Genomic DNA, 14,148 nt, shown 5'->3' on the forward strand with positions numbered 1-14,148 from the left:
AATAAAAAATGGCACAGCATGCATCAGTTATTTCATTGCTAATTGTTGTCACAATGGCTTTTCTAACGCCGATTATCCTTCATCGATTTAAACTTAATTTTATTCCGGTTGTCGTTGCTGAGATTATCATGGGCCTCGTCATTGGGAAAAGCGGTTTTAATTTGGTTCATCAGGATATGTGGCTTTCCACTCTTTCGACTCTAGGCTTTATATTTCTAATGTTCTTAAGCGGGCTGGAGATTGATTTTTCGGCATTTAGAGGAGGAAATAAGCGGGAGATTCTTCCGAGTGGGAAAAGAGAGCCCAATTCTTTTGCGGTCTCATCGTTAATTTTTACCGGGATTTTTATTTTTTCTCTTGTTTTATCGTATTTGTTTGTCGTAACAGGATTTATTCATAATGCCTTCTTAATGACTCTAATCATCTCGACTATATCATTGGGAGTTGTGGTGCCTACTTTAAAAGAAGCCCATATGATGAAAACCGTGATTGGGCAGATAATCTTATTAGTCGCTGTCATCGCCGACTTAGCAACGATGATCCTGCTGGCTGTCTTTGTGTCCTTAAATGAGGCAGGGCACGGAAACACGTGGCTTTTACTGATCCTGTTTGCTGCAGGTGTTATTCTCTATTTTATGGGGAGAAGATTTAAAAATCGCACGTTTATTGAGGCAATGTCCAGAGGTACCGTGCAAATTGGCACAAGGGCCGTATTTACTCTTATCATCGTTTTAGTCGGACTTTCCGAAACAGTAGGAGCTGAAAATATTTTAGGGGCTTTTCTAGCAGGGGTGCTTGTTTCCTTACTTTCTCCCAATCAGGACCTTGTTCATAAACTTGATTCCTTTGGATATGGATTTTTAATCCCGATCTTTTTTGTGATGGTTGGGGTAAATCTCGATGTTTGGTCGCTTTTTAGTGATAAAAGGCTATTAATGTTAATACCGCTCTTACTATTAGGATTGTTAGTGTCAAAGCTTGTACCCGTCTATCTTTTAAAAATATGGTATGATACGAAAACGGTTGTTTCTTCAGGCTTTTTACTTACATCTACATTATCACTTGTGATCGCTGCTGCAACGATTGGAGAACGAATGAAGGTTATAACTCCGCAGATGAGCGGAACACTAATATTAGTAGCGGTAATCACATCCATTTTTACGCCAATTGTCTTTAAAAAATTGTTCCCTAAAGAAGCGGTGACAACTAAAAAAGTGAGTGTTGCTTTCTTAGGCGCAAATCAAACAACTTTGCCTGTCTCGATAGAATTAAAATCCGGTTTATATGTTCCTGTCCTCTATCATACGAAAATGGAAAAGTCTGAAAAACAAATTGCAAATTCCCTTTTTGAAATAGTCGAGATTCCGGATTATTCGCTTGCGACAATTGAAAAAACAAAGGTTTATAAATCTGATGTAGTTGTGATTTCAACAGGTGATGAAGAGGTAAATGCTGCACTTTCCATTGCTGTCAAGGAAAAAGGTGTGCCAAGGGTCATTGCCAGGATCGAAAGTCCGGACTTAGAGCAAAGCTTACGGGAATATAACATCGAAGTATTTTCTGCGTTTATGTCAACAAAAGTTTTACTTCGTGCCTTAATCGAATCTCCGAGTGTAATTAATATTTTAACGAACCTAGAGACCTCACTCTATGAGATTAAGATGGCAAACGGGGTGTTTGATGGGATGTCGCTGAGGCGATTCCCTTTTACAGGAGATATTATCTTTGTAAGGATTTTTCGTGGCAAGGATTCAATCGTTCCCCATGGTGACACGGAGCTTCAATTGAATGACCGTTTAATTGTAACAGGATCAAAGGAATATGTAGATGAACTAAAAAGAGAGCTGGAATTTTGTTAAACCCGTAGGAAAAAATTTCAGGTGAGTGTTGTCGATACTTTTCATTCATTCCGAATTAGTGTAATATTAGTACCAAGTACTAATAACTTGTAATATAATAGGAGGACTATTTCAATTATGAATCTTTCTTTAACTGGAAAAACATATGTTGTAATGGGTGTAGCAAATAAACGCAGTATTGCTTGGGGAATTGCTCGATCTCTTCACAATGCAGGGGCGAGATTAATTTTTACATATGCAGGTGAACGGCTGGAAAGCAGCGTCCGTGAATTGGCTAATTCGCTGGAAGCAGAAGGAACGCTAGTTTTACCTTGTGACGTAACAAGCGATGAAGATATTGCGAAATGTTTTGATGAAATTAAGGAAGCGGCAGGAACGATTCATGGTGTAGCGCACTGTATTGCCTTTGCCAAAACAGAAGAATTAAAAGGCGATTATATGAATACAACACGAGATGGTTTCTTGCTTGCTCATAATATCAGTTCATATTCTTTAACTGCTGTGGCAAAAGAAGCAAAAAAGTTAATGACAGAGGGTGGAAGCCTTGTAACATTAACGTATTTGGGCGGAGAGCGTGTCATGCCGAATTATAATGTCATGGGTGTAGCCAAAGCTTCGTTAGATGCAAGTGTACGCTATTTAGCTGCAGATCTTGGTAAAGAGGGCATTCGTGTTAACTCTATTTCAGCAGGTCCGATTCGAACTTTGTCAGCCAAGGGCGTCGGCGATTTTAACACAATTCTAAGAGAGATTGAAGAAAATGCTCCATTACGTAGAACAACGACACCAGAAGAAGTAGGAGATACCGCATTATTTCTTTTCAGTGATCTTTCCCGCGGAATCACAGGCGAAAACATACACGTTGATTCCGGTTACCATATTCTTTAACTGCCATGCCCGCGATTCATGCGGGCTTTTTGTATGGAGAAAATTCTTAGTAAAATTAAAGTGAACGAGTATAGGCATTTCGCATACATATAAAGTGAAGGATTACGTAAATGGAGGTGCAATGCATGTCAAGTAAGAAAAGCCGCGGACCCTTACTTTATATTTATCAGCCTTTTACTCGGACTCCATCCCAAAACATGCAGGACATATATTCAACTAAACGGGAGAAAGAACAGCTAAAGGAAGAACAACAACCAGTTGAAAAAATTGAAAAGGAAGTCTCCCGGAAGGAGACAGAGTTAGTTCAAGAATCAATACCCATCGAAGTATCGAAATCAGAAAAAAAGCAGACATCATCTTCTCAAAATGGAGAAAGACATCAATTTACATTTAATCGGGTAAAAAGTTTTAAAGAGATGGACATTAACGAACGGTTGGAATATTTACTAAACTTTCCGAAAGTACTTCCACCGGTTCCATGCGTATTTTATGCTGCAGAAAAAAGTTATCAGGGGTATTTAGTTGAGTATCAGGATGATTTGGTAACGATTAAATTCCATGATCAAACTACTGAGACAATTCCTATTCATGATTTAAAGGATGTCATCATGATCGGGATAAAAAAATAAAAAAAAGCCAGCCGTTTTTACGACTGGCTACTTTAATTTAATTACAAAGCCCTAAATTAACATCTGCTATACATTGAACTGCACAGAAGCATTTTAAGTCCACTGTAATACAGTCATTGCTTGCGCGGAAACGTTCGACTTGGCAAACTTTTCCAAGGTCAATGCGTCCATTAGTAAGCAAGTTTACCGGAACAAAGTTTCCACCTTCTCTGCGACCGGGAACTAACACACGTAATGTGGCGCAGCAATTGTCAAATACATCTTCTACGCGGAAAAAGATTGATACACAAGCATTGTTTTCGCCGCTAAAGAATGCATGGAATGGATCACCTTCGTCATTACTTAAAACAAAAACCCGGGTATCAACTGGATCTCTTCTAGCCGGAGATACTAATGAACCAAGTGGTTCTGTAAAACAACTCGAGCACTCTGCACATTCATCCATTACAGCATTATCTTGTATATCTTTTATTGCACGAACTACTTCACACACACAGTTGCCGCTGCGTAAATCATTATGATTATTCCCACAACCCATTTAATTTTTCCTCCTTAATCCGTGATATATATCTTACATTACTAACATATTTCACAGTGCCCTTATGGGTTACGGACAATTGCCTTATTTCAAAAAATTAGGCGAATGAAATATTTCAAGTTAAGAAGAAAGGACAAATGCATCATGAAAATAAGCTTTTTAAATTTGGTTATTTTAGCATTGGCAAGCTTTCGTTTAACGAGATTGATTGTATTTGATAAAATTACTGAATTTCTTCGCAATCCATTTTTTGAGGAAATAGAAGAAAAAAATGAGGATGGGACCATCGGAATTTATTATCTGCCAAAGGGAAAAGGAATCAGGAAATTTGTCGGTCAACTGCTTAGTTGTTATTGGTGTACAGGTATTTGGACCTCAGCGGGGGTGGTATTGTTGTTTTATTTGTTCCCTAATTATTGTCTTCCCTTTATCCTTTTTTTGTCAGTTGCCGGCCTTGCAGCAATTTTTGAAACGATTGTACAGGTAATGGTTGAAAAATAATTTGAATTACGCTTATTTGTTGAGACAAGATTAACAGTATTTTCATATTCTAAAGAAGAGGCAATGAATTGACTTGGAGGGAGAGAGAAGCGTTGAATAAGAAAAGGAAGAGCACTCAAGCGACGCAATCTTTTAAAGAATCAAAGCCAATTAAGAAATCAGGCTGCGGCTGCGGTAAAAAAACTAATAAGTAACAAAAAGGAAACTGCTAGGCATACTGGCAGTTTTTTGTTGTGTTTTTTACGTTAAAAGTTTATTTCAATCTAGTCATAATTTTAGTGGATGTCGAAAAAACTACTTTGTAGAAGAGTTTTATAAAATGGAAAAAGGGAAGGGAAGAAAATGGTCTACTTAAACCGACTGATCCTATTTGTTTGTTTATTGTTATTAACAGCATGCGGTTCTAATCAAAAAGTAAAAGACAGCCAATTGGCGCTTATAAAAACAACGAATCCCAGCCCGGTTGTGACTGATAAGAATAAGAACCCTAACCATGTTGAAGAAATAAAGAAGGATGTAAGTTCTTTTCCGGAAATCTATGATGTGGCTGTTGTGAAAGGTAAAAACAATACATTGGTTGCTTACAAGGTCAAGCATATGCAGCGATTTAGAATGCTGGGAATCGAAAAGAAGGTAAACAAACTGCTTGAAGAAAGATATCCAAAAGAAAACTTTACCGTTTCAAGTGATTATAAAATTTTTCTTGAAGCAGTCAGATTAGATGAGCGAATAAAGGAAAGGAAGTACTCGACGAAACAGGCCGAAAAACAACTCCGAAAAATAATAAAAATGACGAAAGACATGACCTAGGAAAGGGAGATTTTAGATGGCGAACAAGCAGAAAAATATGACTCCGCAGCAGCAGAACTATCAAAAGCTTCAACAAAAGCATGAGATAAAAAGACCTGTGCTGAAGAATTGTATTAAGGCATTTTTGGTTGGCGGAATTATTTGTGTGATTGGCCAAGCAATCAGTTATTTTTATATTTACTTTTTTAATTTTACAGAACAAACTGCAGGTAATCCAACCGTAGCGACAATGGTCTTTTTATCAATGCTTTTAACGGGATTTGGGATTTACGATCGTCTTGGGCAATTCGCCGGAGCAGGGAGTGCTGTACCGGTAACAGGCTTTGGTAATGCCGTCATTTCTGCGGCCATTGAACACCGGACTGAAGGATTTGTTTTAGGCGTAGGCGGTAATATGTTTAAGCTTGCCGGATCAGTTATTCTGTTCGGAGTTTTTTCTGCCTTTGTAGTGGCGTTAATCAGGACGTTATTGGGAATGTGGGGGGTTTTGTAATTGTTAAAAGGGCATCAATCATGGGTATTTGCAAATCGGCCAATGATTTGGGCAACGGGTGTTTCCGGAGGACCTTTTGAAGCGAACGGGAATTTAGCCAATGACTTTGATTTATTACATGAAGATTTATGGATGGGACAAGAAACTTATGAAAAGGCACACAGGATCATGCTTGAAGAGGCGATCAAAACTGCTATAACAAAAGCAAAGATTCAAAAAGAACAAGTTCAGTTTATCTTTGCAGGAGATTTAATTAATCAGATCACTCCAACAAGCTTTGCAGCGAGGACTATGCAAATTCCCTATTTTGGGCTTTTTGGCGCATGCTCAACTTCAATGGAAGGTTTGGCCCTTGCTTCCTTTATCGTCAATTATCAAGGGGCTAAATACGTCTTAACAGGGGCATCAAGCCATAATGCCGCTGTTGAAAAACAATTCCGCTACCCGACTGAGTATGGTGGACAAAAGCCTCCGACAGCACAATGGACGGTCACAGGTGCCGGTGTGGCTCTTATTACACCGAATGATCCAACACAAGACCTGCCTGTTACCACCTCTGCAACAATTGGGAAAGTGGTGGATATGGGGCTGTCAGACCCGTTCAATATGGGAGGGGCAATGGCTCCAGCTGCAGCTGATACGATTATGGCTCATTTTCGTGATCTTCAGTTAGATCCTTCCTACTATGATTTAATTATCACTGGTGACCTTGGAAGAGTCGGACATGATACTGCATTTGAATTGATTAATAAAAGTGGTTTGAAATTGGAACGAAAACAGTTTCAGGATTGCGGGTTACTGATTTATAAAGACGACCAGCCTGTTCAATCCGGGGCGAGCGGAGCGGGATGTTCAGCGACAGTTTTATATGGGCATTTATTGAACCAAATGAAAAAAGGCAATTATAAACGGATTTTAGTTGTTGCAACGGGTGCTTTGCTATCACCGCTCAGCTTCCAACAAAATGAATCTATCCCTTGTATCGCACATGCCGTTTCGATTGAAATGAGTGGGGAAAAGGGGGGATTATAATGCTGGCGATGTATTTTTGGGCATTTGTAGTTGGTGGAATTATTTGTGTAATTGGACAGCTTTTGTTCGATGTCGCAAAACTCACCCCAGGTCATACATTGAGCTTACTTGTTGTTGCAGGGGCAGTATTAGATGGTTTTGGACTGTATGAGCCACTAGTCGATTTTGCTGGTGCAGGGGCAACGATTCCAATCACGAGCTTTGGAAATTCATTAGTTCACGGAGCCCTTCAGGAAGCAAAATTACATGGGCTTGTAGGGGTGTTAACGGGGATGTTTGAAGTTACCAGTTCCGGTATCTCCGCTGCTATTATTTTTGGTTTTATTGGTGCTCTTCTATTTAAACCTAAAGGTTAATAAAAGGTTTTAGCATCATTTTTGTTTGTCTTTTATTGCTTAGGATTGCTGCCTATACACATTGAAGGGTTATCTCATATGTTATGAATGAGACTACTTAAGTGAGGTGACTTATCTATGTGCTTTGGATATGGAGGCTACGGCGGCTACGGCTACGGATATGGCGGTGGTTCTACATTTATTTTAATCGTTGTATTGTTCATCCTATTAATCATTGTTGGTGCAAGCTTTATATAAGATTTTCTTTAGTTTGTCAAAATGGAGAGGGGGTGGCCGGAAAAAGTGGCCAGCCCTTTCTTTTCCTGACAATCACCTTTTTACTCTTCCTTCATACAATAAAGTAGTTTATGAAGGAGCGTGGTCTTTTAACATGGATAATGGGTTTTTTAAAAACATTGAAAAGAAAACGGGCGTAAACATGAAAGATATCTTTGATTTAGCTAATTCTCTGCAGAATGCAAATTTTAAAGATGAAACAACCGTCCGCAATGTTATCCGCCGAGTGTCCCAAATTGCCAATAAACCAGTTAATAAAGAAATGGAAGATCAAATTGTCAAGTCTATCATTAATGATGGCAAACAGCTTGATTTCAATACAATTTCAAAAATGATGAATAAGAAATAAATCAAAAAGACCTCTTTCCTATGTGGAAAAGGTCTTTTTGGTTTATTTTCTCTTTTTAAAAAGTGGAATTAAAAACCTCGAGCGATTCGCTTTTTTACCTCGTCTGTTGCTCGGGACAGAAATAAATAGGCTTTCCCGGGCTCTCGTCATCGCAACATAAAAAAGCCGTCTTTCTTCTTCTATAGCCGTAAAATCACCGTTTCGATAGCTATCTAAGGCGAAGTCGTGCGGCAGGCTGCCATCTACAGCACCGATGATATAAACGCCTTGGTATTCGAGTCCTTTTGCCCGGTGAATGGTACTAAGGGTAATTGCCTCGGTAAAATGCTTACTTAAATTTTTTATTTCCTTGTTCATTGCCGACATATGCTCGGCATGTACCAATAATGCATCAATGGAGTCAAAGCTTTTCGCTGCCACTTTTAGGTCCTTTAAATCGTCGGATCCTTTTTCAAGTTTATTTGATTCATTCCCTCTTTTTTTCAAAAAATCAAGAAATCCTATGTCTTTTTCAATTTTTTCAATCGCCGTAAGAGGAGATAACTGTTTCAAGGTTCGAATAGACGTGACCGCTTTTATTAATTTTTTTTCTTGAAAAGAGTGAGCTGTTTTTAAATGGGAAATTGCTTCGAGAAAACTGAAATCCTGAAGAATACTAATCGCTTTTATGTCCTTAAGCACCGCTTGCTTTAAAAATAAAAACGGCAAAATATCGGATAATGCCTGATTGTCATCTTCATTTAAGCTAATCTTTAGAAAAGCAAGGGCACATTTCACAATATAGCGATCGTAAAAGGAATCTGCATCCAAATCAACTTTAAAAGGAAGATTGGAGCTTGCTAATCGTTCAAACACAGCCCTTGAGCCTGCGTTCGTCCGGTATAAAATAGCAAAATCCGAAGGGCTGGCGCCATTTGCAATCCTTTCTTGTAAATCGGTAACAATCATTGTAGCCTCTTCCTCTTCATCATAAGGAAAAAATAAAGCAGGGGGCATTCTGGATGAAAATTGCGCCTTCATTTTTTTCGTTCTTCTTATTTTATTGGCGGCAATCATTTGATTTGATGTTGAAACAATTTCATGGGATGAACGATAGTTTTGGTCAAGTGTGACCACTCTGGCATAAGGGAAATCTTTTTCAAAATCAAGCAAATAACTTGGGTCACTTCCCCGGAAGGAATAAATCGACTGATCATCATCTCCAACGGCACAAACATTTTTGTGCTTTCTGGATAAAAGCTTAATCAGCTCGTATTGAACCTTATTAATATCTTGAAATTCATCAATTAAAAAATAGTGAAAGCGATCCTGATATTGCTCTAGAATGGATGGAAAAGAGCTAAAAAGCTTGTAACAGCCGATAAGCATATCATCAAAATCAAAATGTCCTTCACGATCTTTATATTCTTCATATTTTCTGTATAAAAAGACTGCTTTTTCTTCAAAATCAGTGGCAGGCTTGACTTCGTGCGGCATAAGAAGCGAGTTTTTCCAATAGCCGATTTGCTGGAGAGCTAAATCATACGCAAATTCTTTTTCAGATAAATTCAGCTCTTTTCCGGCTTCCTTCAGAATTTTGTCGCGCTGCCATTCTTTTTTAAGCAGCTTGTTAGAAGACCAATTTTGTGCATCATGGTACATGAGAATCCGGTAAAAAATACTATGGAAAGTACCGGTAACAAGTTGATTAATTTTTTCCTTCTTCATTTGCGGGTAAGAAAGTAAGCGGTTCTTCATTTCAGCTGCAGCTTTTGACGTAAAGGTAACGAGCATTATTGAATGCGGATCTATTTGTTCAACATCCAGCATATAAGCAGTTCGCGCAGTTAACACACGTGTTTTTCCACTTCCTGCACCGGCAAGGACTAATAGTGATCCCTTCGTTTCTGAAACAGCGTCAGCTTGGCTTTCATCAAGAAAAACATTATTTTTTTCTAATAGGTGTAAATAGGGAGAGTGTGTATCCATTTTTGCATTAATAATATTTGTAAAGGGTGTTGTAATCTCAATATTTTTCGCAGGTGTAAACAGATCATAATTTTTAGGAGCTTCCAATATCGTTCTTCCTTTTGGAATTTGAAATCCATTTAAATCCTGATAGTTTAGGATGGTTTCTGAGTTGTTTTGTGTGAGAATCGGTTCAGGACACTGATTCTCAGGTGAATGAGCATGAAAAAAGCGGGGGAAGCCCTGAATTCCAAGAAACAATCGGACCTTTTCGTTACAAACTGGGCAAAACAATTCACCATTTCTTCCTGCGATAAATATTTTTTGATATTGGTCCCGATCAAATTGATCAAGGACAATCGTTCGATTTTGATAGATAGCAGTTTTCATAGATTATTATCCTCGATTTCGAAAAATAAGACATGTTCTATCATATCAAAACCTACTATATTCTAAAAGGGTTTATAATAGAAGGGGAATTTATCCAAAAAAGAAGAAGAGCACCTGTTGTTTTGTTGACAAGTGCTCCAAACTGCTTACATTTTTTTAACCATCGTTTTATGCGGAATTCCTGCATCCAAAAATTCCTCTGAGACGACCTCATAACCAAGACCGGCATAAAAAGGAATGGCATGGGTTTGGGCATTAAGCTTTAATTTATGAATCCCGTTCTCACAAGCGTAATTTTCGACAGCTTTCATTATTTCTTTTCCGGCTCCCGTTTTTCTTGCTTCTTTTACTACACAAATTCGTTCTACTTTTCCATAGCCATCGACTACACGAAAACGACCGGCCCCAATGGGTAAACCTCCATGATATAGAATAAAATGAGCGGCTTCCTTTTCGTGGTGATCGATTTCTTCTTCAGCAGGCACGTTTTGTTCTTCAATGAAAACAGTTCTTCTAACTGAAAAAGCATCTTCCAGTTCTTGTTGATTTCCAACTATCTTTACTGTCACTTTTTTACGATTCCCTTCCTAGCCGAAATGTTTCATATACTGTCCAAGAGCCATTTTCCAGTTGATAGAGGAGGTGGAAGCGATCCACAGTTTCTTCATGATTAACTTTGGTCATTCGTAAGGAGCCGTATACATCTGAATGCTCATCATTTGACAGCTTTTGGCCGATTGTAATATGAGGTACAAACGAATATTCTAATTTTTGCACGTTTAATTCATGATTAATCTCGGTATGCAATTCTGTAAGCGCTTCAGTTGGGTCAACTTTAATATAGATGACATTATTTACTGGCTGAAAAGAGCTAATTTTAGAAGTTTTCAAAGAGAAAACATGATGATGGCCGGCAATCTTCCGTAATTTGTCAGCAAATTGAACGGCATCCTCTTCAGACGCTTCAAATGCATTTTTTAAGGTTAGGTGCGGTGGAATTAATGCATAATGCGGGTCATAGCGTTTGCGATAGGAATTCACTAAATCCTGAAGCTTTTTTGATGGGAAAATAACAACTCCAAATTTCATACGTAAACCTCCGTTTGTACAAATTTATTTAATAATCAGGTGATTCCGAAATGAAAATAAATCAATCAAACAGCCTTCTTGGTATTATAGCAAATTTTCAAAATATTATACAAGAAAAAGATTTCTTGCAATTTTTTTCTACTAAAAAAGCATTTTTAAAGCACGTCTTAAGTCAGGCTGCCAGTGAGTCCATGTATGATTTCCATTAAACTCCTCAAAAAAGTATGTTAATGATTTTTGTGATATTATTTTTGAAAGCTTGCGGTTTGGAGTCAAGAAGTCGCTTACTTTTCCATCTGTTGTTTGAACTTCTGTTTCTTGATTGCCTACCACATGATAAATTTCTAACAGCTGCGATTCCGAGAAATTTTCGACCAGTTCAAGCACGGTATTGTCCACAAAAGGAGATTGCAAAAGTACCTTTCCAAATGTGTGCGGGTATTGAAGGGCTGTCATCAAAGAAACGGTAGCACCAAGGGAGTCACCGATAAGTGCTCTTGTGGAACCCATTTGATAGGTAGGAAACTCTTTATCAAGATAAGGAGCTAATTCATGCGCAAGAAAGCGGATGTATTGTTGATTCTGATCCCCGTCAGGATGATATTTCCTACGGCGGTCCTTAACATCTTTATAGGGAATCCCAACAATAATCAGATTGGTAATTTCCTTTTCAAAAAGAAACTCATCAGCCAATCTGCCAATTCTTCCAAGTTGAAAATAATCCCTGCCATCCTGGGCAATTAACAGCGTGTATTTATATAAGGGTGAATAGTTGGCAGGTAAATAGACTAGGAGCTGCAATTCTTCTCCTAGCTCCAAGCTTTGAAAGGTAAGTTCTTTGATCGTTCCTTTTGGAAACTTCATGAGACAATTCCTCCATAATTTGAATGTACAAATGCATTTTAACACAACTGGAATGGAATTGCTTTCAATCAAAAGATGGGATGTGGTAGTTAAGAAGTCCGGGGTGTTACTTACGTAATCAATGTAGCCACTGACGTTTTGAACTGGTTCCGGGCAAAATGGATAAAATGTTTTCTCGGCGGAAGGTTCTCATCTGTTTACGAAGCAGGCAATAGGCACGAATGTATTCATTATTCACTTCCTTTACAATCAATTTCCGCTGTGATAACATCCGGTCCTCGGAAAGATAAATCATTTCCAATGGAATATTTTCTTCTATAGAACGTAAAAAAAGTCCATCCATGTGATCCCGCCTTTCATTCTTTTTATTATTATAACCAAACATTTGTTCTTTATTCAATTAATAATCAGAACAAATGTTTCTATTTTGTTTAGAGAGTTTTTTAATTAAAATGTTTAAGAGGAGGAATGAAAAAGCTATTGACATTTGAAGTTGTTTGACTATAATTAGAAATGTAACTTAAATAAAGATTTTAAATTCTAAGTTACAAAATTATAAAATATGACTTGTTAGCTCAGTGGGAGAGCACTTCCTTGACAGGGAAGGGGTCGTGGGTTCGAATCCCTCACAGGTCATCAAATATTCTATGTAGTGACCCTTGATATATAAGGGTTTCTAATGGTTATACCACTTTTAATGAAGTGGTATTTTTTATTAGACTGTGTTTTATATAACCAAAACATTGAGGTAGTAACAGTTAATCCCCACATAGTAAAAAGGAATAAAGAGAATCGTGATAATACCCAATCTAAGAGTGATAAAAAAGATGCACTCGTTATCGCGGATATGGTCAAAAACGGCTACTATTCCTTTATTCGCCTTTCATCAGAATCATTTGAGAAGCTTAGAGTTCTAATGTCTATTCGTGATGTGATTGTTAAATGTCTCGTAATGTCTATTAATCAAATTAAATAAGTTCTCTACAAAATCCCATTTGCAAAAAAACTACTTATGATTAAAGGAATAGTAGTAACTCATTCCTTTATTTAACTATGCCTTCACGAAGCCAAAATGATCTGAACTCATTCCATTTACCCGTAATTCCAATTACAAGGGTTACGAAATCCTGCGAATAAGTGAGCATTCGAGAGATATTCGTATTAAACTGAGGGAGTTCAATAAGAAATAACTAACAATAAAATTTTAAAAATGGTATCCTTAAGAAGCTATTAAGAAAATAGAATATCATTAATTTTTTAAGAGAAGAGTGAATGTAGTGAGAATAGGTTTTTTTGATTCTGGTATAGGTGGAATAACTGTACTTCATCAAGCTCTGAAGTATCTACCGAATGAAGATTACATATTTTATGCTGATACCTTACACGTTCCGTATGGTGAAAAACCTAAGGAAGAGGTAAGAGAGTATATTTTTAATGCAGTTGACTTTATAGCTAATCAAGGCGTGAAGGCATTAGTCATTGCTTGTAATACTGCAACCAGTATCGCAGTGGAAGACCTTCGCCAAATGTATAATTTCCCTATTTTAGGTATTGAACCTGCCGTAAAACCAGCTGTTCAAAACTGTGAGGGAAAACGCAAAAAAGTATTAGTTTTGGCGACTAATTTGACTCTCAGAGAGGAAAAGTTCCATAATCTTGTGAAAAGTATAGACCATCACGATATTGTTGAAAGTTTACCCCTTCCTGGTCTTGTAGAATTCGCTGAGAATTTTGAATTTAGAGAAGAGAAAGTTGTACCATATTTAAGAGAAAAATTATCTTCGTTTGATTTAAAACAGTACGGCACCATTGTTCTTGGATGCACTCATTTCCCATATTTTACAAAAAGTTTAAAGAAACTATTTCTTGAAGAAGTGGACATAATTTCTGGAAGTATTGGAACTGCAAAAAACTTAATGCGAATTCTCGAAGCAAAGAACCAAATTAACGATGGAACTGGAGACATTTTATATTTTAAATCTGGTTATAAAGTAGAAGATAAAGAATCATTGTCTAATTATAAAAAGTTACTGACAATGTTAGATAAAGTGTAAAAACAGAACTTTTCCTCTGCTTGTGTCACCCAAATTTGAAGGATAACCTACTTAAAAACAGGTGCTTAAATCG

At 37.5% G+C, this 14,148-nt stretch carries 17 protein-coding genes, 1 tRNA gene and 1 pseudogene; 13 read left to right on the forward strand and 6 right to left on the reverse strand.

Features of this window, described 5'->3' with window-relative positions:
* The first annotated feature begins 8 nt into the window (after window positions 1-8).
* The 3 genes from J2S10_RS06745 (at window position 9) to J2S10_RS06755 (ending at window position 3,376) form a co-directional block, all read left to right on the forward strand.
* Window positions 9-1,859 (forward strand): monovalent cation:proton antiporter family protein, encoded by a 1,851-nt coding sequence (locus J2S10_RS06745; protein WP_307405716.1) that lies wholly within the window; start codon window positions 9-11, stop codon window positions 1,857-1,859.
* Between the two features lie 117 nt (window positions 1,860-1,976).
* Window positions 1,977-2,747: an enoyl-ACP reductase FabI gene (gene fabI, locus J2S10_RS06750; RefSeq protein ID WP_307405718.1), complete on the forward strand. Its 771-nt coding sequence runs from the start codon at window positions 1,977-1,979 to the stop codon at window positions 2,745-2,747.
* A gap of 125 nt (window positions 2,748-2,872) precedes the next feature.
* Window positions 2,873-3,376, forward strand: a complete 504-nt coding sequence (locus J2S10_RS06755) for a CotO family spore coat protein (protein ID WP_307405720.1) — start codon at window positions 2,873-2,875, stop codon at window positions 3,374-3,376.
* Window positions 3,377-3,413: 37 nt separating this feature from the next.
* Here the strand turns inward: J2S10_RS06755 and J2S10_RS06760 are convergent, their stop codons facing one another.
* On the reverse strand, window positions 3,414-3,914 hold the full coding sequence (locus J2S10_RS06760; RefSeq protein ID WP_307405722.1) for a CotY/CotZ family spore coat protein: 501 nt from the start codon (window positions 3,912-3,914) through the stop codon (window positions 3,414-3,416).
* A gap of 144 nt (window positions 3,915-4,058) precedes the next feature.
* Here J2S10_RS06760 and J2S10_RS06765 point away from each other — a divergent pair, with 144 nt between their 5' ends.
* From J2S10_RS06765 to J2S10_RS06795, 7 genes are all read left to right on the forward strand, one after another.
* On the forward strand, window positions 4,059-4,415 hold the full coding sequence (locus tag J2S10_RS06765; RefSeq protein ID WP_307405724.1) for a DUF1360 domain-containing protein: 357 nt from the start codon (window positions 4,059-4,061) through the stop codon (window positions 4,413-4,415).
* A 342-nt stretch (window positions 4,416-4,757) separates the two neighbouring features.
* Window positions 4,758-5,225: a YhcN/YlaJ family sporulation lipoprotein gene (locus tag J2S10_RS06770; RefSeq protein WP_307405726.1), complete on the forward strand. Its 468-nt coding sequence runs from the start codon at window positions 4,758-4,760 to the stop codon at window positions 5,223-5,225.
* Window positions 5,226-5,241: 16 nt separating this feature from the next.
* Window positions 5,242-5,718, forward strand: a complete 477-nt coding sequence (gene spoVAC, locus J2S10_RS06775) for a stage V sporulation protein AC (RefSeq protein ID WP_307405728.1) — start codon at window positions 5,242-5,244, stop codon at window positions 5,716-5,718.
* The gene (gene spoVAD, locus J2S10_RS06780; protein WP_307405730.1) at window positions 5,719-6,750 is read left to right on the forward strand and encodes a stage V sporulation protein AD; all 1,032 of its coding nucleotides are present in this window, start codon (window positions 5,719-5,721) and stop codon (window positions 6,748-6,750) included. It begins immediately after the preceding gene.
* Window positions 6,750-7,106, forward strand: a complete 357-nt coding sequence (spoVAE, locus tag J2S10_RS06785; RefSeq protein WP_307405732.1) for a stage V sporulation protein AE — start codon at window positions 6,750-6,752, stop codon at window positions 7,104-7,106. The genes spoVAD and spoVAE overlap by 1 nt, the downstream gene beginning before the upstream one ends.
* 117 nt (window positions 7,107-7,223) lie before the next feature.
* The gene (locus tag J2S10_RS06790) at window positions 7,224-7,343 is read left to right on the forward strand and encodes a YjcZ family sporulation protein (protein WP_307405735.1); all 120 of its coding nucleotides are present in this window, start codon (window positions 7,224-7,226) and stop codon (window positions 7,341-7,343) included.
* A gap of 133 nt (window positions 7,344-7,476) precedes the next feature.
* Window positions 7,477-7,731 carry a stage VI sporulation protein F gene (locus J2S10_RS06795; RefSeq protein WP_307405737.1) on the forward strand — a complete coding sequence of 85 codons (255 nt, stop codon included), beginning with the start codon at window positions 7,477-7,479 and terminating at the stop codon, window positions 7,729-7,731.
* A 42-nt stretch (window positions 7,732-7,773) separates the two neighbouring features.
* On the opposite strand, the gene J2S10_RS06800 is transcribed toward J2S10_RS06795, so the two are convergent.
* From J2S10_RS06800 to J2S10_RS06820, 5 genes are all read right to left on the reverse strand, one after another.
* Complete coding sequence (locus J2S10_RS06800) at window positions 7,774-10,068, reverse strand: UvrD-helicase domain-containing protein (RefSeq protein WP_307405738.1); 2,295 nt, start codon at window positions 10,066-10,068, stop codon at window positions 7,774-7,776.
* Between the two features lie 146 nt (window positions 10,069-10,214).
* Window positions 10,215-10,637 carry a GNAT family N-acetyltransferase gene (locus tag J2S10_RS06805; protein WP_307405740.1) on the reverse strand — a complete coding sequence of 141 codons (423 nt, stop codon included), beginning with the start codon at window positions 10,635-10,637 and terminating at the stop codon, window positions 10,215-10,217.
* A 4-nt stretch (window positions 10,638-10,641) separates the two neighbouring features.
* Window positions 10,642-11,157 carry a YjcG family protein gene (locus tag J2S10_RS06810; protein ID WP_307405743.1) on the reverse strand — a complete coding sequence of 172 codons (516 nt, stop codon included), beginning with the start codon at window positions 11,155-11,157 and terminating at the stop codon, window positions 10,642-10,644.
* Window positions 11,158-11,298: 141 nt separating this feature from the next.
* Complete coding sequence (locus J2S10_RS06815) at window positions 11,299-12,021, reverse strand: alpha/beta hydrolase (RefSeq protein ID WP_307405745.1); 723 nt, start codon at window positions 12,019-12,021, stop codon at window positions 11,299-11,301.
* Window positions 12,022-12,139: 118 nt separating this feature from the next.
* Window positions 12,140-12,364 (reverse strand): hypothetical protein, encoded by a 225-nt coding sequence (locus J2S10_RS06820; RefSeq protein ID WP_307405747.1) that lies wholly within the window; start codon window positions 12,362-12,364, stop codon window positions 12,140-12,142.
* 221 nt (window positions 12,365-12,585) lie between these two features.
* Here J2S10_RS06820 and J2S10_RS06825 point away from each other — a divergent pair.
* From J2S10_RS06825 to murI, 3 genes and pseudogenes are all read left to right on the forward strand, one after another.
* Window positions 12,586-12,657: transfer RNA gene (locus tag J2S10_RS06825), tRNA-Val, on the forward strand.
* 91 nt (window positions 12,658-12,748) lie between these two features.
* Window positions 12,749-12,991, forward strand: a pseudogene (locus J2S10_RS06830) (IS110 family transposase); the annotation flags it as partial.
* A 307-nt stretch (window positions 12,992-13,298) separates the two neighbouring features.
* Window positions 13,299-14,075 (forward strand): glutamate racemase, encoded by a 777-nt coding sequence (murI, locus tag J2S10_RS06835; protein ID WP_307405749.1) that lies wholly within the window; start codon window positions 13,299-13,301, stop codon window positions 14,073-14,075.
* The last annotated feature ends 73 nt before the right edge of the window (window positions 14,076-14,148 follow it).

This window comes from Neobacillus ginsengisoli (genome assembly GCF_030813055.1).